At 33.2% G+C, this 23,184-nt stretch carries 16 protein-coding genes and 2 tRNA genes; 6 read left to right on the plus strand and 12 right to left on the minus strand.

The genetic code is table 11. The annotated features are described in order from the left end of the window. Positions 1-32: 32 nt before the first annotated feature. Both M4I23_RS04220 and M4I23_RS04225 read right to left on the minus strand, forming a co-directional pair. Positions 33-2,717, minus strand: a complete 2,685-nt coding sequence (locus M4I23_RS04220) for an AsmA-like C-terminal region-containing protein (RefSeq protein ID WP_249753539.1) — start codon at positions 2,715-2,717, stop codon at positions 33-35. Positions 2,718-2,801: 84 nt separating this feature from the next. Further along, positions 2,802-3,506: a queuosine precursor transporter gene (locus M4I23_RS04225; protein WP_249753600.1), complete on the minus strand. Its 705-nt coding sequence runs from the start codon at positions 3,504-3,506 to the stop codon at positions 2,802-2,804. 76 nt (positions 3,507-3,582) lie between these two features. Between M4I23_RS04225 and folK the strand changes: the two genes are divergently transcribed. Beyond that, positions 3,583-4,710 carry a 2-amino-4-hydroxy-6-hydroxymethyldihydropteridine diphosphokinase gene (folK, locus tag M4I23_RS04230; RefSeq protein ID WP_249753601.1) on the plus strand — a complete coding sequence of 376 codons (1,128 nt, stop codon included), beginning with the start codon at positions 3,583-3,585 and terminating at the stop codon, positions 4,708-4,710. A gap of 86 nt (positions 4,711-4,796) precedes the next feature. Here folK and M4I23_RS04235 read toward each other — a convergent pair whose 3' ends face one another. From M4I23_RS04235 to M4I23_RS04250, 4 genes are all read right to left on the minus strand, one after another. Continuing rightward, positions 4,797-7,418 (minus strand): glucosidase, encoded by a 2,622-nt coding sequence (locus tag M4I23_RS04235; protein ID WP_249753540.1) that lies wholly within the window; start codon positions 7,416-7,418, stop codon positions 4,797-4,799. A gap of 293 nt (positions 7,419-7,711) precedes the next feature. Then, a complete protein-coding gene (locus M4I23_RS04240) occupies positions 7,712-8,371 on the minus strand; it encodes a class I SAM-dependent methyltransferase (RefSeq protein ID WP_249753541.1) in 660 nt (219 codons plus the stop codon). Positions 8,372-8,489: 118 nt separating this feature from the next. Continuing rightward, positions 8,490-9,314, minus strand: a complete 825-nt coding sequence (locus tag M4I23_RS04245) for a cupin domain-containing protein (RefSeq protein ID WP_249753542.1) — start codon at positions 9,312-9,314, stop codon at positions 8,490-8,492. Continuing rightward, entirely contained in the window at positions 9,314-9,856 is a 543-nt protein-coding gene (locus M4I23_RS04250; RefSeq protein ID WP_249753543.1) for an RNA methyltransferase, read from the minus strand. The genes M4I23_RS04245 and M4I23_RS04250 overlap by 1 nt, the downstream gene beginning before the upstream one ends. A 317-nt stretch (positions 9,857-10,173) precedes the next feature. Here M4I23_RS04250 and mutS point away from each other — a divergent pair, with 317 nt between their 5' ends. The 3 genes from mutS (at position 10,174) to M4I23_RS04265 (ending at position 13,071) form a co-directional block, all read left to right on the plus strand. After that, the gene (gene mutS, locus M4I23_RS04255) at positions 10,174-12,786 is read left to right on the plus strand and encodes a DNA mismatch repair protein MutS (protein ID WP_249753544.1); all 2,613 of its coding nucleotides are present in this window, start codon (positions 10,174-10,176) and stop codon (positions 12,784-12,786) included. Between the two features lie 99 nt (positions 12,787-12,885). After that, a tRNA-Gly gene (locus tag M4I23_RS04260) sits at positions 12,886-12,957 on the plus strand. A gap of 30 nt (positions 12,958-12,987) precedes the next feature. Next, a tRNA-Leu gene (locus M4I23_RS04265) sits at positions 12,988-13,071 on the plus strand. 212 nt (positions 13,072-13,283) lie between these two features. On the opposite strand, the gene M4I23_RS04270 is transcribed toward M4I23_RS04265, so the two are convergent. The 4 genes from M4I23_RS04270 to M4I23_RS04285 all read right to left on the minus strand — a co-directional run bounded on the left by M4I23_RS04270 (position 13,284) and on the right by M4I23_RS04285 (position 16,514). Further along, positions 13,284-14,009: a LytTR family DNA-binding domain-containing protein gene (locus M4I23_RS04270; RefSeq protein WP_249753545.1), complete on the minus strand. Its 726-nt coding sequence runs from the start codon at positions 14,007-14,009 to the stop codon at positions 13,284-13,286. An 11-nt stretch (positions 14,010-14,020) separates the two neighbouring features. Continuing rightward, positions 14,021-15,079, minus strand: coding sequence for a sensor histidine kinase (locus M4I23_RS04275; RefSeq protein ID WP_249753546.1), 1,059 nt, complete (start codon positions 15,077-15,079; stop codon positions 14,021-14,023). A 9-nt stretch (positions 15,080-15,088) separates the two neighbouring features. After that, positions 15,089-15,427: a DUF4907 domain-containing protein gene (locus M4I23_RS04280; protein ID WP_249753547.1), complete on the minus strand. Its 339-nt coding sequence runs from the start codon at positions 15,425-15,427 to the stop codon at positions 15,089-15,091. 100 nt (positions 15,428-15,527) lie between these two features. Further along, positions 15,528-16,514 (minus strand): kelch repeat-containing protein, encoded by a 987-nt coding sequence (locus M4I23_RS04285; protein WP_249753548.1) that lies wholly within the window; start codon positions 16,512-16,514, stop codon positions 15,528-15,530. Positions 16,515-16,753: 239 nt separating this feature from the next. On the opposite strand from M4I23_RS04285, the gene M4I23_RS04290 reads away from it, so the two are divergent. Further along, the gene (locus M4I23_RS04290; RefSeq protein ID WP_249753549.1) at positions 16,754-18,061 is read left to right on the plus strand and encodes a DUF4270 family protein; all 1,308 of its coding nucleotides are present in this window, start codon (positions 16,754-16,756) and stop codon (positions 18,059-18,061) included. After that, positions 18,051-19,301, plus strand: a complete 1,251-nt coding sequence (locus tag M4I23_RS04295) for a hypothetical protein (protein ID WP_249753550.1) — start codon at positions 18,051-18,053, stop codon at positions 19,299-19,301. Before M4I23_RS04290 ends, M4I23_RS04295 begins: the two co-directional genes overlap by 11 nt. Positions 19,302-19,466: 165 nt before the next feature. Here M4I23_RS04295 and M4I23_RS04300 read toward each other — a convergent pair whose 3' ends face one another. Next, positions 19,467-21,971 (minus strand): DUF5686 and carboxypeptidase-like regulatory domain-containing protein, encoded by a 2,505-nt coding sequence (locus tag M4I23_RS04300; protein ID WP_158847218.1) that lies wholly within the window; start codon positions 21,969-21,971, stop codon positions 19,467-19,469. Between the two features lie 152 nt (positions 21,972-22,123). Beyond that, positions 22,124-23,101, minus strand: coding sequence for a pyruvate dehydrogenase complex E1 component subunit beta (locus M4I23_RS04305; protein WP_158847220.1), 978 nt, complete (start codon positions 23,099-23,101; stop codon positions 22,124-22,126). Between the last annotated feature and the right edge of the window lie 83 nt (positions 23,102-23,184).

The following is a 23,184-nucleotide window of genomic DNA, read 5'->3' on the forward strand; positions in this document are numbered from 1 at the left end:
AATTATTGAAAGTTTATTTTGTTGTCCTAAAATTATTTAACTGTATCCTTTGTTTTTTTCTTTAAGAAACCACCAAGTACATTTTTTACAGCATTGGTAGTTGTTGTATTCGATGTCGTTTTTGTAGAATCTGTTTGTGTTGTTTTATTCCCCAGAATACCACCTAAAACATCTTTAACCGCATTTGTTTGTTCGGTTTTGGTAGAATCGGTTTTGGTTTTGTTTCCGCTTATAATACCACCAATTAAGTCGGTAACTTGGTCTTTTCCTTTGTTAAGTAGTTTTTGTTTTTCTATTTCAACCAATTGTTTCGTAAGGTTGGTAACACCATTTGTTAAATCGGTTTTCACGGTTGGGCTCGTGTAAGATCCTCCAATATTTGCAGTAACAGGAATTGTAATGTTTTTAGCTTCGTCGCTATCAATTTTACTAATAAGTTGGGTAACCTCGCTACCTAAATATTTTGCTGGTACATTAAAAACGGCATTGTAATTTAGCGTTTTATCAAAACCATGCGAACCAGAAACGGTGATTGCAATATCTTTATATTTTAAATCGAAAGGTTTTACACTCACCTGTCCGTTAGCAAATTCAAGTTTTGTTTTTAGATCTTTTAAATCTAGTTTACTAAAATCGATAAAACTGATTGAGCTTTCTAGTTTACTTATTAACCCATCTTTGTTTTCGTCTATGTTTGTCGTTAATAATTCGGCTAATGCATTCCCTGAAACTGTACTTAAGTTTGGAGCGAATTCTTTATCTAAACTACCAGCTAAATTAATGTTTGTGTTTAATTTACCTTGTAATAATTTAGCTATAGGTGCTAGGTTTTGCAATAATTCTAAACCTTGAAACGATTTAGAAATATCGAAATTATTAGCATCTAAATTAAAACTAAAAGTTGGTGTTTCTGTTTTAGTAGAAACATCGCCAGAAATGGAAAGTGCACCATCAAAAATACTAGAAGTTACATTGCTTAACGTAGCTTGTTGGTCTTTAATTAATAGTTTGCCCTTAACATCGGTTAACTTTAAATTATCATAAATTACCGTTTTAGCATTGGCGTTTATTGTACAATCTAAAAATGCTGGAATCTTTAACGATTCACCATCAGTTGTGGTTTTATTATCGGTAGTAGCTGTTTCGCTTTCCGTCATAAAATCACTCATTTTAAATAGGTTTGAATTTAAATCGAAATTACCTTTAAGTTCCGTGTCGCTGAGTACAAAACCAAGTAAATTGTTTATAGTTCCGCTAGCGTTTATATCACTTTCACCAGTTTTAGCTTTAAAATGATTTAGAGTTACCGATTGTGAGTTAAAGGTTAAGTCGGCTTCGGAAATATTAATAGGGTTTGCCATATCTTCTGAAGCGTAAACAAAATTACTAAGGCTTGCAGTTCCGCTACTTTTGATGCGTTCGAAAGCATTTGTTTCAATCGCATTCATATCGAAAGCCGTATTTAATTTGGCTTTTAAAATTCCGGTAAGTTCGTTTTCAAGCTTCACAGGGTAAGCTTTAGATATGTTTGCTAAGTTTAAAACACCATCTAAATTTGCTTTTACAAGCATATTCTTCGTGATGTTTTTTATGCTGGCAGACGATTTAAAAACATCATCATCAATTTTAAAATTCAGTGTTTTTATATCCACAAAAGTATCATCTAAAAATCCTGTTGTGTTTTTTATCGTGGTGTTAATTACAATGTTTTTTACGCTTTTTGGTAAATCGGGGTATTTAAAAGATGCGTTATTTGATGCAATGTTAATATCGAACGTTGGTATAGTTTTGTCTGAGTTTACGCCTTTTACAATACCATTAATTGTAAAATCACCACTAGTTTGAACACCATCAAGACTTCCTGAGTATGTTTCCGGAATTAAGGCCAAGAAGTTTTTAAAGTCAGATTCTGGATTTTTAAATGTTAAATCAATATTCTGGCCTTCGTCTAATAACTGAACAAAACCATTAAATTCTATAGGTAGTTTATTAATATAACCTTTGTTTTCTTTAAAAGTATATTTACTGTTCGTTAAGTCTAAATCTATTAAAGCATCTAGTTTTATAGCATTATGGTTGAGGTAATTGGTGCCATCCATAGTAAAGCTGACGTTTGCATCTGTTTCCGTATCAAGTTCCGATGTTTCTCCCGAGAATGTTCCGCTTCCAGTGTGGTTTAATTCTGAGATTTGCATCATCATTTTAGAACTTTCATCTATATAGTTAAAAGCACTGTTTTCAATGCTGTAATTGTCTATACTAAATGCAAAACTGCTGCTTTCTGTCTCGCTACTTGTTGTTTCGGTTTCGCTTGCTTTTGCAATATCGTAGTTGGTTTGTCCTTCGGTGTTGGTTTTTAGAGTAACCAAGGCTTCATCTATAGAAATACTATTAATAACAATAGGGTCTTCGCCGGCTGTTTTAAATAATTCTGGAATAGATACCGTGAAAGCAATTGTTTTTGCGGCAACAAGGGTGTCACCTTTAAATGGTTCAAAGTTGGTAATAACAAAATCATTTATACTAACATGTGCTTCTGGGAAGCGACGAAGAAAACTAAGGCTTACATCGCTAAACTCTACGTTAGCGTTTACGTTTTCGTTTATAAATTGTTTTACCATTCCTTGGATTTTCCCTTGGAAAACAAATGGAATAACAATTAATAAAATAAGTATGGTAAGTATGGTGAAACCGGTGATTTTTAAAACTTTCTTCATAAGGAGGTGTTTGTAAGATATTTACGCAAAAAACGGACTAAAGGATGAGAATAGTAGCGGGTTTAAGTTAATTTTAACGGAATGCTAAAGTAAGTGAATCTCTTCATTTACTTTTAGCCTGAATCGTTTTCGGAATAAAAATACACCTAAATATAAAAAAGGTGTGTCGAAAAGGGCAATAATTATTTTAAATATAAACCCACTAAGCAACAACCCCAAAAAACGTTCCCAGGCAATAATCTCGAAAATACAGAGTAAACCAACTACGGTAAACGTGTCTAAAAACTGAGATAAGAAGGTTGAAAAATTATTTCTTAGCCATAGATGCTTGCCTTTGGTGAGTTGTTTCCAGAAATGATAAATTTGAATGTCAATAAATTGAGCAAATAAATATGCCATCATACTCGCGAAAACAGCCAAAACAGTATTGCCAAATACGGTATTAAACATGCCGTTTTGAACGGGCGACCATGGTGTTGCAGGTACTAAATCGGAAACATAAACGATTAAAAGAGAAAAAAACGAAGCGAAAATTCCTGCTGTAACGATTTGGTTGGCTCTCTTTTTTCCATAAATTTCACTTATTAAATCGGTTATTAAAAAAGTAATGGGATAGGGGAGAATGCCTACTGAAACTTCAAAAAGTTTTGATCCAAAAATTTCAACCTCAAAAGGATACCAATAGAAAAATTTCTGAAAAATAAGGTTAGAAACAACTAACGAGGTAATAAATAAAGCTCCCAAAAGCATATAAATTCGTTGGGCAGCGAGTTTGTCTTTTAAAGTCATATAAAGTTGTGAATAAATACCTTGGGTAAATATACAATGAAACCATTTAGTTTTCATTATTTTGCACTTACTTATGATGAGAACAACAAAATTTCACATTGCTTTAGGAAGTAATAAAGGCGATAAATTTAAAAATTTGCAAAACGCCGTGAATGCTATTTACCTGAAAATTGGTAGTATTAAGTTGATTTCCAATGTGTATAAGGCGCCTGCTTTCGGGTTTGAAAGTGAAGATTTTTTAAATTGTTGCTTGGTTTTAGAAAGTGATTTAGAGCCGCAAACGGTGCTCGACATATTATTAACTATTGAAACTGAATTAGGTAGAACTCGAAAATTAAAAGACGCTTACGAAGCACGAATTATAGACTTAGATATTGTTTTTGCTGAAGAAGAAATAATAAGTACCGAAACGCTAAAGGTACCACATCCTGAAATGCAAAAGCGAAAATTTGTGTTGATGCCGCTTAACGATATTGCTGCTAAGGTGAAACATGCTAAATTAGGTAAAACAGTTTCAGAATTATTAGATGCTTGTAGAGATGATTCTGATTTAGAAGCTATAAATATTTTGTTAAAGAACCCTAGTGAAAACCTAGATTTTTCAAAATATAATTACATTGCTATAGAAGGAAATATTGGTGCGGGAAAAACGAGTTTGGCAAATAAAATTGCACAAGATTTTAATGCAAGACTGCTTAAGGAGCGTTTTGCAGATAATCCATTTTTACCAAAATTTTATAAAGATGCACAGCGTTATGCCTTTACGTTAGAAATGTCTTTTTTGGCAGATCGCTATCAGCAAATTTCGGAAGATTTAGCACAACTCGATTTGTTTAAGCAGTTTGTTGTAAGTGATTATGATGTGTTTAAATCGCTTATTTTCTCAAAAATAACCTTAAATACAGATGAATATGGTTTGTATAGAAAGTTGTTTTACTTAATGTATAAAGATATTCCGAAACCAGAATTATATATTTATTTATACCAAAACACAGAGCGCTTACAGCAAAATATTAAAAAACGAGGACGTGATTACGAGCAAAATATAGCGGACGATTATTTAGAAAAAATTAACTCGGGGTATTTAGCGTTTCTAAAAAGTCAAACTGATTTTAACGTGAAAATTATTGACATTTCCGATCGCGATTTTGTTACGAATAGGAGTGACTATTTGTGGGTTTTGGGTGAAATTTGTGGCGAATAACTTTAAAATAAAAAACCCCATTAAAATTCATGTTATTTATGAAATTCTAATGGAATAGATTTAATATTTTTTTGATAAAACAGAAATTAGTCCTTGTCCATTTCCATAATTAAATTAGCAATAAGCGATGTCCATCCTGTTTGGTGAGATGCTCCAAGCCCTCTGCCAGTATTGCCATCAAAAAATTCATAGAAAAAGTGTTCCTTTTTAAAATGTTCGTCTTTTGTGAAAACCTTGTCAGGATCATCAGAATGGTATTGATATCTACCATCTTTATTTGGTTCAAAAAGCTTTATCAGTCTTTTGGTTAATTCATTAGCAATTTGCTTTAAATTAAGTTTGTTTCCGGAACCTGTTGGGAATTCATAAGTATAATCATCGCCATAAAATTCATAGTATTTACGTAACGATTGGATAATCATGTAATTTAAAGGCATCCAAATCGGTCCACGCCAATTTGAGTTGCCTCCAAACATATTCGAACGACTTTCTCCAGGTTCATATTGAATTTGATGATGCCCGTTATGGTGAAACACAAAAGGATATTTTTCGTGATATTTTGAAAGCGAACGAATCCCGAAATCAGACAAAAATTCATCTTCATCCAGTAAACGTTTTAATAAGTGTTCTAATCTAAAACCACGCATAATAGAGAACATAAAGTTGCCGTCTTTGTTGGCTTCTTCTAAATTTGAAATTAGTGATGCTAAATCTGGTCGTGTTTTTATAATGTTGTTTGCTCTTCTTCTAAATTCTTTTAATTCTTTAAATAAATCCTTGTTAATAATTTCTACAGCAAACATTGGGATAACACCTACCAAAGAACGCACTCTTAAACGGTCGGTTCTTCCGTCATTCATCTCAACAACATCATAATAGAAATTATCATCATCATCCCAAAGCGAAATATCTTTTTTTCCAATATGGTGCATAGCCCAAGCGATGTTCAAAAAGTGTCTGAAAAACTTAACAGCAGGCTCTTCGTAAACTTTATTGTTTTTGGCAAGCTCAAGAGACATGCGCAGCATATTAATAGAGAACATAGCCATCCAGCTAGTCGCATCTGCTTGTTGCATTCTGGCGATACCTTCTGGCATGTGGTTTCTGTCGAAAACACCAATATTATCTAAACCCAAAAAGCCGCCCTCAAATAAATCTGTTCCGTTTTTGTCTTTTTGGTTAACCCACCATGTGTAGTTAATCATAAGTTTTTGGAATGCTTTTTCTAAAAATGGAAGGTCTCCTTTTCCTGTTTTTTCTTTATCTTTTTCGTAAACTTTCCATACAGCATAACTGTGTACAGGCGGGTTAACATCGCTAAAGTTCCACTCGTAAGCAGGGATTTGACCGTTAGGGTGCATGTAGTTTTCCTGCAAGACCAATAGTAATTGGTCTTTAGCGAAATAGGGATCGATTTCTACAAACGAGGCCATGTGGAAAGCTAAATCCCAAGCTGCATACCAAGGGTATTCCCATTTGTCGGGCATAGAAATAATATGTCTATTGGTAAGGTGTTGCCAACTATAATTTCTCATGTTGGTTCTTTTTGGTTTGTTTTCTCCAGGGCCTCCAAAAAGCCATTTAAAAACATCGAAATAATAAAACTGCTTAGTCCATAACAAGCCAGAAAAGGCTTTTTTAGCAAGATCTTGTTGTGCTTCTGGTAAATCCTTTTTTATGATGTCTGCATAGAATTCTTCGCATTCCGCTTTTCTTAGATCAAAAATAGAATCAAAAGCTTCCCAAGGATTATCTAATTGATTTTTGCTAAGGCGTATTTTAATACTTTTCTCTTCTCCTGCTTTTAGATTAAACTTATGCCAAACGGCCATTTTAGAACCTGTATTCTTTGGGTTTACAGTTTTCTTTTTGTTTACAACATGTTCATGAATACCATCCTTAACATAAGGTGTTTCATTTTTTACATTATAAATAAGCTCATTGTTGGTTTCATTTTCACAATATAAGGGTTTTCCATTTTCATGATATAAATAGTACTCTCCATTTCTACTGCTGCTAGATTGTGCGCAGCCTTCTTTTGTAGATTTTATAATTGGGCGAACAAATTTATCATTGTGTTTCCAAACATTTCGAAACCATAAGTGTGGTAATACATGAATATCTGCCGCTTTCGAGCCTCTGTTTACAACAGTAACTTTCATTAAGATATCTTCGATGTCTCCTTTCGCGTATTCAATAAAGCAATCAAAATAAGCGTTGTCTTTAAAACAACCTGTGTCTAATATTTCATATTCGTCTTCGTCCCGACCTTTTCTGTTTCCTTCTACCAAATCGCCGTAAGGAAATTTACAATGCGGATATTTATATAGGTATTTATTGTATGAATGTGTTGGTGTAGATACTTGATGAAAATAAAGTTCCTTAACATCTTCCCCGTGGTTTCCTTGGTTGTTAGTAAGGCCGAACAATCGCTCTTTTAAAATGGTGTCTTTTCCATTCCAAAATGCAGGTGCCAAACATAAAATTTCTTTGGCATCACAAAAGCCTCCTATACCTTCTTCTCCCCATCTATAGGCGTTACTCCTAGCTTTTTCATGATCTATAAATTCCCACGATTCTCCATGTTCGCTATAATCCTCTCTAACGGTTCCCCATTGCCTTTCTGCTAAATATGGTCCCCAGTTTTTCCAGTTTTTATAATTATTAGGAGTTGCTAAACGTTCTGATTCAGGATTTTTATCAGCCATGAGTTCTAGGTGTAATTATTAATAAAGTTGAAACCATAAATTAAGAACGCTTATCATGCATATATCAAAGTTGATTTTTGATGCCTTTTCGTTTTTATTAGGTTTTGAATAAAAATAAAACTTTTTTCAGTAAGTCGTTGCTTGATTTGTAAGTATTTCTTTATTGGCGGTTTTAATACAATTCTTTTGATTTCTTTTTAAAAAAATACAGGATTTGTTGATGAAGCTGTATTTTGTTGCAAATAGAAGAGATTATTTGTGAGATTAGCGGAGAGTAATTAAAATCTTTCAAATTAAATAACCTCATATAACTTCGTTACAATTCGTCCTTTATGGTGTTCTAAAATATATTCTCCAAGTATAGTTTCTGTTTTAACTTCTAAATTAAAAGGAGCTTCTAGTAGGTTAACGCCGCTGTTTTGTTTCAATCTAATACCTTGTCCAGAAATAATATCTTTATTAGGTGTAAAGTTGCCTAACGGTAAATGTTCTGTCAGTATAATGTATTTATAATTAGCTAGTTTTTCTACTACACGTTCTATTTCTGCATTAGATAAATGCTGCAATACTTGGCGTAGAATAATACAGTCACCTGTTGGAAGTTTGTCTTTAGCGATATCTAGGCAATGGAATTCTAAGTTATCGGCTTGGTGTAATTGTTTGTTTCTTTCAATAAGGTTTTCAACAATATCTATGGCAATATATTTTTTGGTGAATTGGGTAAGCTCTTTACCAATATTAAAATCACCACAACCTAAATCGCAAACCGTTAATGCTCTATTGTTCGATTCTAAAAAAGCAGTTAAAACATCTAAATACGGGTTTATAATGTCCGGATCGTGAGAGCCAGATCCAGAATAGAAATCGAATTCGGTGCCACCCCAAAGATTCAATTCGTAAATTTGATGCATGGCGTCTTTAGTTGGCCATGGTTTTTTAATTCTTTTAGTCACCTGTTTTAGGTTTTCAATTTATAAAAAAAACAAACGGATAATTTTTGAAACATTTTAAATGTTATTTCAAAAACTATCCGTTTGTAATATATGTTTATTGTAAAATAAGGTTGTTTTACTAGTCGTCTTTGTTATGTGTTTTTAACCACTCTTCTCCGTCTTTATCAACAAAGAAATCCATCCAAACATAATACATTTCATTATCAGCTTCTACACTCACTGAGTGGCTTGAACCTCTTGGGATGTGTAGTAATGAATATTCTGGGAAATCAACCTGAGCTTCATCTGCATAAACAACGCTGTTGTTATCTGTAAGACCTAAAAACAATTGCTCGAGCATACCATGTACGTGCGCACCAACTTTATCTGGACCAATAGTTCTAACTGTTCCCATGGCTACTCTTGGTATGTATTTGTTAGGTAATATGGTTCTACTTGTAGTTTGCGGACTCTTAATTGGTTCCGTGTACGATTCGCAATCTGTAAATTGTTTAAAATAAATATTATCTACATTTTCTTTCGGGAACGTTTTAATATCTACAAGGTCTAATTCTGTTTGTAAAACCGATATTTTTAGGTAATGTAGCGTTTCATCTTCATTAGCTTTAAATTCAATATCATCTACATTGTTAGGTAACATAATAGTTTCCGGAACAATCTCGTAAGTTTTACCGCCAGAAGTTAATGTTGCATTACCCGTTATAAATAAATAAATGGTTTTGTGCGTTGCATCGATATCTACTTTTTGGGTAATATCACTATTAATGGTAATGTGGTCGGTGGTAACACCGTCAATCTCATTGGTTAAAATGTTTTTACTTTGTTCTTGTTGGTCTTCTTGCAATTCCATATCAAGGTGTTTGATAGGGATTTCTTGCGCGTAAACGGCTGCAGCAGCGAAAAGAAGTGCTGCTAAAAAGGATAATTTTAGTTTAGTTTTCATTATTGTTTAAATTGGTTTACCAATTTACTAAATATATCCCAAACAACAACACCACAACTCACAGAAATATTTAAAGAGTGCTTTGTACCATACTGCGGAATTTCAATTACCACATCGCTAGCGCTAACCACATTTTGCGCCACACCCTTAACTTCGTTACCAAAAACAAGTGCATATTTCGTGTTCTCTTCTGGAGTAAAATTGTTAAGCATGGTTGCGTTTTCGGCCTGCTCAATAGAGCAAATTTGGACCTTGTCAGCTTTAAGTTTTTCAACCAAATCCATGGTGTTTTCAACGTGCTCCCAAGCTACAGTATCCGTGCTTCCAAGTGCGGTTTTATGAATGTCTTTATGTGGTGGCGTTGCCGTAATACCGCAGAGGTAAATTTTCTCAACCAAAAACGCATCACTCGTTCTAAATACAGAACCAATATTATTTAAACTTCTAATATTATCGAGAACAATAATAATAGGTGTTTTTTTTGCCTCCTTAAAAGCATCAACACTCAGTCTGTCTAGCTCGTTATTTTTTAATTTACGCATGGTACCTTATCTGTTTTTTATTTCCGCGAAAGCGAAAACCTATCTAATTTAACGTGTTTATTTCTTTTGGCGTTCCCCAAGGGTCGGGCTTGCACTACTCGCTTTTTTGTGTTGCATAGGTGCAACCACACAAAAAGAGCTCAAACAGGCCGTTTAATCCCTAACGCGCCACTGTTGTGTGCTTACTCCGTTCTAATATTCGGTTTAATAAATAATATTCGTGAATTTGTGAACAAATAGCAATAACTTCTATGGTTTCAACTTCAAAAAAAATAGAATAATAGTTACTTTAGCAAACTTACTAAAACAGAAAACCATTGGCAACAAAAAGTAAAAAAGTAACACCGTTAATGAAACAGTACAACGCCATCAAGGCTAAATATCCTGATGCTTTGTTGCTGTTTAGAGTGGGCGATTTTTACGAAACCTTTGGTTCTGATGCAGTAAAAACGGCAGGGATTTTAGGTATTATTTTAACCAAGCGTGGTGCAGGTAGCGAAAGTGAGATTGAATTGGCTGGTTTTCCGCATCATTCATTAAACACCTATTTACCTAAATTGGTAAAGGCTGGGGAGCGTGTGGCTATTTGCGATCAACTCGAAGACCCGAAACAAACTAAAAATATTGTAAAGCGTGGTGTAACAGAACTTGTAACACCTGGTGTAGCATTAAACGATGAGGTTTTAGTGTCTAAATCGAACAATTTTTTATGTTCGGTTTATTTCGATAAAAAATATATAGGTATTTCATTTTTAGATATTTCTACAGGTGAGTTTTTAACATCGCAAGGTAATGCCGAGTATATCGATAAATTACTTCAAAATTTTAGTCCGAGTGAAGTTTTAGTATCTAAGCAAAAACGAGCGAAGTTTAATGAAACCTTTGGAGACGATTTTCATACCTTTTATTTAGAAGATTGGGTGTATCAAACCGATTATGCCTACGAAACCTTAACAAAGCACTTTGATACTAAAACATTAAAAGGTTTTGGAATAGAAGATTTGTACGAAGGTATTATTGCTTCTGGTTCTATCCTGCATTATTTAGGAGAAACGCAGCACCATAAACTACAGCATATTACATCTATTTCACGTATTGCAGAAGATGATTATGTGTGGATGGATCGATTTACTATTCGTAACCTCGAACTTTATAATTCTACAAATAATAATGCCGTAACCCTTTTAAACGTTATCGATAAAACTATTTCACCAATGGGTGGTAGGTTATTAAAGCGTTGGTTGGCTTTGCCTTTGAAAAATGTGGCGAAAATAAAACAGCGTCATGAAGTAGTTAAGTTTTTAACTACAGAAGATGTTACGCTGCAAACTGTTCAAAACCATATAAAAGGAATTGGAGATTTAGAGCGTTTAATTTCTAAAGTGGCTACCACTAAAGTGAATCCGCGTGAGGTTATTCAACTTAAAAATTCATTAGAAGCTATTGTGCCAATAAAAACGTTGGCATCCGATTGCGATAATGAATCTCTGAGAATTATTGGAGACACACTGCAAAGTTGTGAAGTGCTTCGTTCTAAAATTATAGAAACTTTAAATGAAGAAGCCCCAGTAAATGTTTTAAAAGGGAATAGTATTGCTGAGGGTTTTTCGAAAGAATTAGATGAGTTACGAGCGCTATCAACTTCCGGGAAAGATTATTTAAACGGTATGTTAGCCCGCGAAAGTGAGCGTACAGGTATTACATCACTTAAAATAGCGTCGAACAATGTGTTTGGTTACTATATAGAAGTTCGAAATACGCATAAAGATAAAGTGCCAGAAGAATGGATTAGAAAACAAACTTTGGTAAATGCCGAACGTTATATTACTGAAGAATTAAAAGAATATGAAGCCAAAATTTTAGGGGCCGAAGATAAAATACAAGCCATTGAGCAAAAACTGTTTGCTGATTTGGTGAGTTGGATGAACCAATATATAAAGGCTGTGCAACAAAACGCTTATTTAATAGGGCAAATAGATTGCTTATGCGGTTTTGCTCAATTGGCAAAAGATAATAGTTACATCTATCCTGTGATAGATGAGTCTCACGATTTAGAAATTAAGGAAGGGCGCCACCCAGTAATTGAAAAGCAATTACCTATTGGTGAAGCTTATATTGCCAATGATGTGTTTTTAGATAGAACTACACAACAACTTATTATGATTACTGGGCCTAATATGTCTGGTAAGTCGGCTATTTTACGTCAAACAGCACTTATTGTGCTCTTGGCTCAAATGGGAAGTTTTGTACCTGCAAAAGAGGCTAGAATAGGTTTGGTAGATAAAATATTTACTAGAGTAGGAGCTAGTGATAATATTTCGATGGGCGAGTCTACTTTTATGGTGGAAATGAATGAGACGGCTTCTATTCTAAATAACATCTCAGAGCGTAGTTTGGTGTTGCTAGATGAAATTGGTCGTGGAACAAGTACATACGATGGCATTTCTATTGCTTGGGCTATTAGTGAATATTTACACGAGCATCCAGCAAAACCGAAAACCTTGTTTGCAACACATTACCATGAGTTGAATGAAATGACGGAAACTTTTGGGCGCATTAAAAACTTTAATGTTTCTGTAAAAGAATTAAAAGACAATGTACTTTTCTTAAGAAAGCTAGTTGAAGGAGGAAGTGCGCATAGTTTTGGTATACATGTGGCAAAAATGGCGGGTATGCCACAGCAAGTTTTGCACCGCGCCAACAAAATTCTACAAAAATTAGAGAAGTCGCATTCTAGTGAAGAACTCACAAATAAGGTAAAATCGATGCAAGACGATATGCAACTCAGTTTTTTTAATTTAGACGATCCATTACTTGAAAATATTAAAGAAGAAATTTTAGATATTGATATTGATACACTTACACCGGTAGAAGCACTTATGAAACTTAATGAAATTAAGCGCATGTTGGTTAAGAAAAAGCAAGCTTAAAATTTTTTTTATTTTTTTTTTTGAAAAAGGCTTTGGTAATCCAATAAAAGGCTTAAATTTGCAACCGCAATAGCAATATTGCTCGTTCATTAAAAGACTGCGAAAGTAGCTCAGGGGTAGAGCATCACCTTGCCAAGGTGGGGGTCGCGGGTTCAAATCCCGTCTTTCGCTCTGAGAATTTTTCGATTAAAATATTCCAATGCTGAAGTGGTGGAATTGGTAGACACGTTGGACTTAAAATCCAATGTCCATTAGGACGTACGGGTTCAAGTCCCGTCTTCAGTACAAAAGCCTTATCTTTTATTAGATAAGGCTTTTTTTTATGCACAAAATTTAAAATATTCTATTTTTTAACGTATTGTAAAAGAGGTCGTATAAGCGAACTTCACTTTTATTAGCCATAGTTGGAAAACTATATAGTATAGGTGTTGCATTTAAGCTCTAAACGCATGTATTTAGGTTCTGTTGTTATATAATAAGAAGGGTGAAATTAGGGATTATACGCCCAAGCGTTTCATAACGGTTTCCTTATAAGTTTCGCCTACGGGAATTCGGATATCGCCAACTAGAATTTTAGATTTTTGTATGGCTTTTATATGTTCAATACTAACTACATAAGATTTATGAACACGAATAAATTTTGAAGCTGGCAGTTTATCTAGTATATCTTTAAAGCTCGATAAAGTTAATACGGGCTTTTGCGTATTAGATGTGTAAATTTTTATATAATCTTTTAAGCCTTGAAGATAAATAATAGTGTCAATATTTATTTTAATATTTTCGTATTCCGATTTTACAAAAATAAAATTATCAACATTAACAGGTGTCGTTCCTTCTTTTAAAGGTGTGCTTATAATCACTTTGTTTTCTAGCTCGTATTTTTCTTTAGCACGAGAAATCGCTTTCAGAAACCGATGAAACGGAATAGGTTTAACCAAATAATCGGTAGCATTCAAGTTAAAACCATCTAAAGCGTATTCTGGATATGCCGTCGTGAAAATAAATTGTGGTATGTTATCAATAGCTTTTACCAAATCTATTCCGGTAAGGTTAGGCATTTCAATATCTAGAAATACTAAATCTACTTGATGCTTATTTAAAAGTGTAATAGCTTCTAGAGGATTTGTGCATTTTGCAACAATTTCTATACCACCAACTTGCTGAACGTATGATTCTACAACGTCAATAGCTAGAGGTTCATCGTCTATAATAATACATTTCATACTCTTATATTTTACTCCAGTTTCAATGTTAATTTTACAACAAATTCATTTTCAACTTCATTAACCGTTAACCAATGGCTATTTGGGTATAATAAATTTAAACGATCGCGGGTGTTTTGTAACCCAATTCCAGAACTGCCTTTATCGTTCTTTCTACTGCCTATCAAGTTAACACATGTAAATTGAAGTTCATCATCTTTAACATAAATTTCAATTTTTATTTTAGTGTTGCCTTTAAAATCGGTGCCATATTTAAATGCATTTTCAATAAAGGAAATAAGTAGTAAAGGTCTTATTTTTTGGCTATTTATGCCTCCGTGAATGTTTATGGTGACATGTTCGTTATTGGCAATACGTAAACGTTGAAGCTTTAAATAATTCTGAATATAATCTAGTTCGTTACTCAATAACACAAAATCTTGATTAGTTTGATACAGCATATAGCGCAATAATTCCGAGAGTGTAATCACAGCTTCTGGTGCATCGTTAGATTTTTTTGTGGTAAGCGAATAAATGCTGTTTAAGGAGTTAAATAAAAAGTGAGGACTAATTTGATTTTTTAAAAAATGAAGTTCGGATGATGATTTTTGTGCTTCAATTTGTTTTTTTGTTATTTCGTTGCTACTCCATTCGGTATACATTCTTATTATGGTACCAATAGCTAATATTAAAAAACTATTAATTGCTATCATGGCGCCTTTAAGTCCCCAAAAAAAATGTCTTGGTCTTGGGCCTCTATCTAGTTCAAGGTTTCTATCGAAAAGATTAAATGTTTTATTTACTTCAAAACTTAATTCTTTAAACAAAAAAGTGAAAAATGCAATAAACACAATAGCACAGAAAACATATAAGCCTGTTTTTTTTTGAAGTAGTAATTTGGGAACTAATATTAAATAGTTGAGATAAAATAAAATAATATTTATTACAAAAAGCGAACTATTACTAAAATTTATTAAATCTTGCCCTGGCCTGGCTTGAATTAAATGCATAAAAATAAAAATGGTCCATATAGAGATATGGAGCATAATTTGTTTTCTGTTCTTTATTCCAAAAAAGGAAGACTGGGCCATGGTTTCCATTTAATTATTGCAGTTGAGGTTTACGTTTAATTGATTTAAGTTTTCTAGCGTTATCTGCGGGTTTTCTTTATTATATAGTTTTTGGCTAACCAAATGTGCTACTCGATCTGCATCTTCTGCAGTACAAAATGTTTTGTTTAGATTAATTGCGGGAATATAATTTTGCTTAATCAATAATTTTGCATTGTACTTTATTTGATATCCATAACCATTTTCAATACTAAAAACTTCAGTTTCGTATGGGTTTAATTTGTTAAACATATCCGAATTAGCAACATAAAAAGCACTAGCAGCGACCAAAATTACCATTAAAACTATTACTACTTTTCTTTTAAGCATTATTTATATTTTTTTAAAAGTAAAAAACCAAAGTGATTGCTACAAATTAATGCGCATAAACACTTTGGTTTTTAATTAAAGGATGAAATAGAATATGCTATTAATCTTCATCATCATAATCATCCTGAGGGAACACTTCGAATGTGTCATCTAAATATAAGGTACCTGTTTTTCCTAAAGTTACAAAAGCACGAGTTCCGGTAGAGAACGCTGTAGCATCTTGTCTTGCGGTAGCCTCTAAATTTGTTATTTCTTCCCAATCGTCATTAAATGGATCATATTCCCATATTGATGTCATACTACCACCGTAGTATCCTGTTGCGATATATCCTAACCCATTCATGCTAAAACCAACAGCATTAGATCTTACAACATTATAATCATCGTCATCATCCAAATCAGTTAAGCTCGTCCAAACTTCTGTTGTTGGATCAAAAACCCAGAAATCAGTTTTGTAAGAACCATTACTAATACCTGTACCTAAATATACTTTATCATCTATTGTAAAGGTTGTTGCGTCTCTTCTTTTGTCTCCTCCAAAGCCAACAAGTTCGCTCCAAGTATCATTTCCGGGTGTATATTTCCAGAAATCTTTTAAATCGTTATCACCATCGTAACCGGTACCTACATACCCAGTTCCGTTAACTCCAAAACTAACAGCAGCTCGCCTAACGCCTCCGCCAAAATCTGCTATTTGCGACCATGAGTTGGCTGCAACATCGTATTTCCAGAAATCACTTAATTCATCAACACCATCATAACCACCACCGATGTAACCATCGCCGCTAATATTCATTCCGGAAGCAGAACTTCTTTCTGTTCCTGGAAAATTTGCTTTTTGAGACCAGTAGTTACCTTCAATATTAAATTGCCAAAAGTCACTTAAATAATCATCACCATCATAACCGGTACCCATGTACCCTAAATCGTCTATTACAAAACTAGCAGCATTACTTCTTGGTACGCCATCAAAAATAGAGCGTTCTATCCAGTTTCCTCTTTCATCGTCATCATCGTCGCTACTGCAACTTGCAAATAGACCTACAAAAACGCTTAAACCTAAAAGGATTTTTAATTTATTTCTCATAATTTGGTATCTCTTCTTTTATTAATCTTTCGTCAAAAGTATTTCTTACTAACGCGATATAAAAACATAATTGATATTCTAGCAATTAGTCTATACCAACACGGTTATTTTCTAGACCAACCGGTTTAATAAGTGTTGGTCTGGAAAATAACCGATTTGGCATATTAAAACATGCACTTTGTATAACATGTTTTATTTAATAGAAGTGTTTATTTAGGTTCGCATAAATTTTAATTTATATGAATATTAAACAGCTGTTTTCTGCTCTATTATTTTTCCTAAGTATAGGAGTTGTAATTTCTTGTGAAGAAGATGAAGATCTTGTTCCAGTAGGAGAAGATTGGATTAAGGTAGACACGAAAATCTATTTTATCGATTCTATGACGGTGGAGTCTTCAACCTTTAAATTCGATTCTATTTCAGTTTCAAATACCAGTCGCTTATTAGTTGGCTCTTATACAGACCCTGTTTTTGGGAAAGTAAAAGCTAAAAGTTTTATGCAATTGGCATATCCGTTTTCTAGTATTAGTGATGATGCTGTTTACGATTCTATTGCTTTAGTTTTAAATTATGATAATTACTATTATAATGATACTACACAGACGCAGAGTATTGAGGTGTTTAATGTTTTAGATGATATTAAAACGGATGATGGTTACTTTTATAATACAACAACTTTTGACGTAAGTGAAACATCAATAGGTTCCCGAACTTTTACACCTTACCCAACAAAAGAAGATTCTATTCATGTTAGAATTAGTGATGTTTTTGGTGAAGAATTGTATGAAAAAATTAGAGATAATGAGATTACTACAAGTGATGAGTTTTTAAATCAATACCAAGGAATTTTAGTAAGTCCGGATGAAAATAACACGAGTGTTTTAGGGTTTTCAACTACCAGCTCTTTGCGTTTATATTATTCGTATGATGATGAAACCGAGGCCGAAGAAAGTGAAATTATAGAATTTTCTTTAAATTCTACTAACAGTTTTCATAATATTGCTACCGATTATTCTGGTACTTATTTTGATACACTTGAAAGTGAAGAAACACAGATTGCAAGTACGGATACCGATGATAACGTTTTTACTCAATCTGGAACGGGGCTTGCTACTAGAATTGATATCCCTTTTGTTGAAAGAATAAATGATATTGCTGGAACCGGAAGCATTTTAGATGCTAATTTAAAAATATCTATTAAACAAAATTCATCTACAGAAAACCTTTTTACTAGAGATTCTTTAAGTGTGTATTTAATTGATAGGAAGGGAGATGTTTATGGTGTGCTTACCGATACTTCGAGCGAGACTGTTTATGCTGTTTTAGAAGATAGTGATGAAGAATTCGAGACCTTAACATATTTTATCCCTGTTACTTACTTTTTAAACTTAAAGTTAGATGCAACTTATAAAGACAACTTGTATTTAGCCATATACGGACAAGACTTTAACCAATCTGTGGATCGCTATATTTTAAATGGAGAAGAAACTCCGAGCGATGATTTAAAGCTGAAACTAGAATTAACTTATGCTATTTATGAAGATTAAATATATAACACTTTATACCTTTTTGCTTATTGTTTCGAGCAAGGTTTACGCGCAATCAAATGCGTTGTCAAGTTCACCGTACTCATTATATGGTTTAGGTTTAACTAACGATATTGGTACAGGAAAAATAAACGGTTTAGGGAAATCTGGTATCGCTATACCATCTAGTACTTTTATAAATAATTCCAATCCAGCATCGTTTGGAGCAATACCTAAGAATTCTTTTTTTTACGATTTTGGTTTTAAAGGTGAAACAAATACTTCTGCGGAAGGTGGAAGCTCTAACTCTAATATTACGGCCAATTTTTCTAATATAGGGATTGCTTTTCCTATTAATGAAAAATCGGGTTTCGGAGTTACATTAATCCCCTTTACCAGTGTAGGTTATACTATTTCTGGAATAGAAAGTTATATTGAAGGTAGTAGTGATTTATTTGTCACAACTATTGACGGTGAAGGCGGAATCAATGATTTAAAAATAAATTATGGTTATGCTTTAACTAATAAATTTAGATTAGGATTAACGCTTTCGGCTCTTTTTGGTAAAATTACCGAAACAGAAACTAATTATATTCTTACCAATAGTATTAACTCTATTTTAATAGAGGAAGATAATCGTTATTCTGGAGTGCGTTTGGGTGCAGGGTTTCAATATGATATTACGACCGATACCTCTATTGGTGGGATAATAAATTTACCAACTACTCTTGGAGGAGATGCAGAAGGAACTACTACTGTTAGTACCAGTTCTGTTTATGAAGTTATTGAAACAGATTCTGATCTTGATGATTTTAAGCTACCGTTGGAACTTGGGTTTGGTTTACAAACAAAAATTAAAGAGGCTTTTACTGTAAGTTTAGACTATAAGAAGAGTTTTTGGAATAATACCAATCAATCCGATCAAATAGGAACTTTTGTAGATCAGGATTTCTTTGGAGCAGGTTTGCAATTTAAAAGCAGGAGTAATCAATCGAAATTTTTTAATAGATTGGAATATCGCGCCGGATTTAATTATGATAACGGAAACATTGAGATTGATAATACTCGAATTAGTAATTCTGCTTTAAACTTCGGAATAGGAGTTCCTTTAAAACATAATTCGAGCTCTATGATAAATTTTAGCTACTCTTACGGTAATAAAGGCACAATTTCTAACGGTTTGATAAAGGAAAACTATCATTTGTTTTCAATAAATTTAAGCTTAGAAGGTATTTGGTTTCAAAAACGTAAAATTAATTAAGGTTTTAACGATAAGAGGAAGGCACTAGCTGGGTGTTTAATTCAAATAAAAAGTTGCTTTAAGCTTATGCTTTTTATTTACATATAACCTAGCCATCGCACAAAAAAAATGCACAAAGACAACTCCTGTTTTTGTGCGTTTTTTTTATGTTAATGAAAAAACTTCTTAGAAGTTAAATCCAAAACTTCCTGTAATTCCAAATTTTCTGGCATCAGGATAAGTGGTTTCATTTAAATAATTTCCTCTAAAGTTAAAGTCAATTCTAAATACTTTAAAAATATTTCCAATACCAAATCCATACTCGTAATATGGATTTTTGTTTGGTGCGCTTAGTGGTATACTGTTTGGTAATCCTGTATTGTTTAAAGCTATATTCTCATCAGATAACCCGCCAATAACGCCACGAAAACTCACAATCTCTCTCAGATTTAATTTGCGTAAAAATGGAATCCTAGAAAATAGGCGTCCGTTAAAATTATGCTCTAAATGTACCGATGTATAAGTATCAGAAACAAACTCGTAATAATCAAGCTGAGAAAACGTATTGTATATTGAGAAATACGATTGATTTCCAGGAATAACACTTAACAAGCCTAATGGAACTTCGCCAAAGGTTTTACCTGCTTCTACAGTTGTTGTTAAGCGACCAAAACCACCAATTTGCCAAGGCTGAATGTACGAGAATTGAAGTTTTGTATAATTAAAGTCACCATCAAGAATACCTTTGTCTCCACGTGATATTTGGGTGAATAAACGTGCGAAATCGTCGTTAGCATTTAAACGCTCAACGCCAAAACCTGTCATTTTACGTTTTGGAAAATATGATATCGATAAAGAAGATTCAAATTGTTTAATTTCCGATTCTAGTCCATCTGGAGTATTATAGTCTAAACTAAAGGTTGGCGATGCCGATTCTAACGTTCTGTAATTTCCACCTATTCTAAATATAACATTACGCCAAGGCTCAGCTTCAACAGCTAAACTAGTTAAGTTAATCGAGGTTAGCTTATCGTTTGTGCTAGTGCCCACTAAAGATGAAGATGCTAAACTTCGTCCTAAAACATCAGAACTTGTTGTTAAACTGGCTCCAATTTGCTCGACATCTCTTCTGTTTCCACCAGAAACAATTAATCGACTTTTTTTATCTATCAGCCATTTTCCAGATATGCCATATTTAAATTTATCATCTTTAAAGCCATAAGCCATAAAACCTTCTAAACGCCATAAATCATTTTTTCCAAAATAAGTTCTACCTCCAGCTCGCAAACGTAAACCTTCAACATCGTTAAAACCAAAGGTTGAAAATATAGGTCCATAATCTAGTGGTAGCGAATTAAATTCGATATACCCAGAGGTTAATATACTTCCTAAATTATAGAGACGCTTAAACTTTTTAACGGTTTTTAAAGTATCTAGCATTTTATAAACGCCTTGTTCATCTTTATTTAAGTTTTCTAATCTGTTTTCCGACCAAAAGGTGTCATCACGATCGTAGATGTCTTTGTCAAAATTATAAACTTCAACATCGTAGAATTTTTTATCCTTTTCAACATCAAACATATAATTATTGTACAAAGTAGTACGTTTGCCGTAAACACCTCGCGATTTTTCTTTTTTACTGAAAGAGAAATCACTCATCATATAATCACGTTTTACTAAAAATAGAGAGTCGTTTAATACTTCGAATTCTTGTTCAATATAAATATCTTTTACCCAGTTTATATTGGCGCTTTTTGAAGCTTGCATATTAATTTCTTTAATAGCATAGGTGCTGTCGGCAACCCAAAAATCACCTTTAAAAGTCAATTCATTTTTACGGCGTGGATAATAAATAATATTATAACACCATTTGTTGTCAATAAACGAGCTATCGGATAGCACATAGTTATAGGTGCTAATTCCTGTTTTAGATAGCGGACTTACAAAACTCTTGTCAAAGAATTTTAAGTAATTATCATACACGTTAAAATCGTTGTATAAATCATCAACAAAATCTATTATAATTTGGTTGTCGCTAAATCCAGAGTTTTTATTTCCTTTTAAATCGTTTTTTTCTTTGTTTATAATATTGTCGCCATAAACGGTAGATACGGCTTCGTTTATAAACATAGGTAAGTAGGTTTTACCAGTAACACTTGAGGTGTCCACTTGGTCAAAAACGAATTCCATACCTCTAAATAGTTTACTTTTTATAAGCGCACTATCAATGGTATTAATATCGAATTCTACTTTTTCGTATTTATCGTATTCGTATTGTTTAAATTGTTTTAGGCCGTTACTTCTCTTGTTTTCCCAAATTTTACGAAGTAAATCTATGGCAGGATTGTTTTTCTTAGATTGTTTACCTGTAACAATTAATACTTGGCCTAGGGCAGAGGCTTCTTCTTTTAGCGTAAAGTTTAAATTGTAATTAACCTTTTTATTTAAAGGGATATCTAAGGTTTCGTAGCCTATAAAAGATACAATTAGGTTACTCCAAGTTTCACCAGATTCTAGATAGAATTTTCCGTTTTCATCTGTTATTGTTCCTTGTGTAGATCCTTTAAACAAAACGTTTGCAAAAGATACGGGTTCCTTATATTCGTCAAAAATATAACCGCTTACTTTAGTTTGCGCTACAATTGAAGTTAATCCAAAAAAGAAAAATATGATAATTAATTTTATTTTCATTTGGGGTATTTAAATAATGTTTTCAAAAAAGAAGTAATGGTCTGTATATATTAACATTCCTTTCAAAAAACAATAATAGGTTATTATATTATACGAAAAAACTTCATCAACAATTATGCTAATGAAGTTTTAATAACGTAAAATATGCAGTTTTATTTGTATAATACTTTTTTTACTGCCTTGATAACCTCATCCTTATTAGGTAACCATTCTGCTAAAAGAACAGGAGAATAAGGTGCTGGAGTATCAGCAGTGTTAATTTTTATAATTGGAGCATCTAAATAATCGAATGCTTCACTTTGCACTAAATAAGTGATTTCCGTAGCTACATTCCCAAAAGGCCAAGCTTCTTCTAAAATCACTAATCTGTTTGTTTTCTTAACAGAATCTACAATCGCTTTTCTATCCAACGGACGAACAGTACGTAAATCGATAATTTCACAAGAGATACCTTCTTTCTCTAACTCGTCTGCAGCTTTATAAGCTTCTTTAATAATTTTACCGAAAGATACGATAGTAACATCGGTACCTTCACGTTTAATATCTGCAACACCTATTGGAACAATGTATTCGCCTTCTGGAACTTCTCCTTTATCACCATACATTTGCTCACTTTCCATAAAAATAACAGGATCATCGTCGCGAATAGCTGCTTTTAAAAGTCCTTTTGCATCATATGGGTTAGATGGTACAACAACTTTTAAACCTGGAGTGTTTGCAAACCAGTTTTCAAATGCTTGTGAGTGTGTTGCTCCTAATTGTCCCGCAGATCCCGTTGGGCCACGAAATACAATAGGACAATTGAACTGCCCACCAGACATTTGTCTAATTTTTGCAGCATTGTTTATAATTTGATCAATTCCAACTAAGGAGAAGTTGAATGTCATGTATTCCACAATTGGGCGGTTACCTGTCATGGTAGAACCAATGGCTATACCTGCAAAACCAAGCTCAGCAATTGGTGTATCAATAACACGTTTTGCTCCAAACTCATCTAGCATTCCTTTTGATGCTTTGTAAGCACCATTATATTCTGCTACTTCTTCTCCCATTAGGTAAATGCTTTCGTCACGACGCATTTCTTCGCTCATGGCTTCACAAATAGCTTCTCTAAATTGAATTGTCTTCATTCTATCTATTTTAAATCAAGTTGCTAAATTAAATATTTTCTACGAGAAAAATATTGTTTTTTACATTTTGATTTAGGTTAATT

The organism is Algibacter sp. L4_22 (genome assembly GCF_023473045.1).
Lineage (GTDB): Bacteria > Bacteroidota > Bacteroidia > Flavobacteriales > Flavobacteriaceae > Algibacter.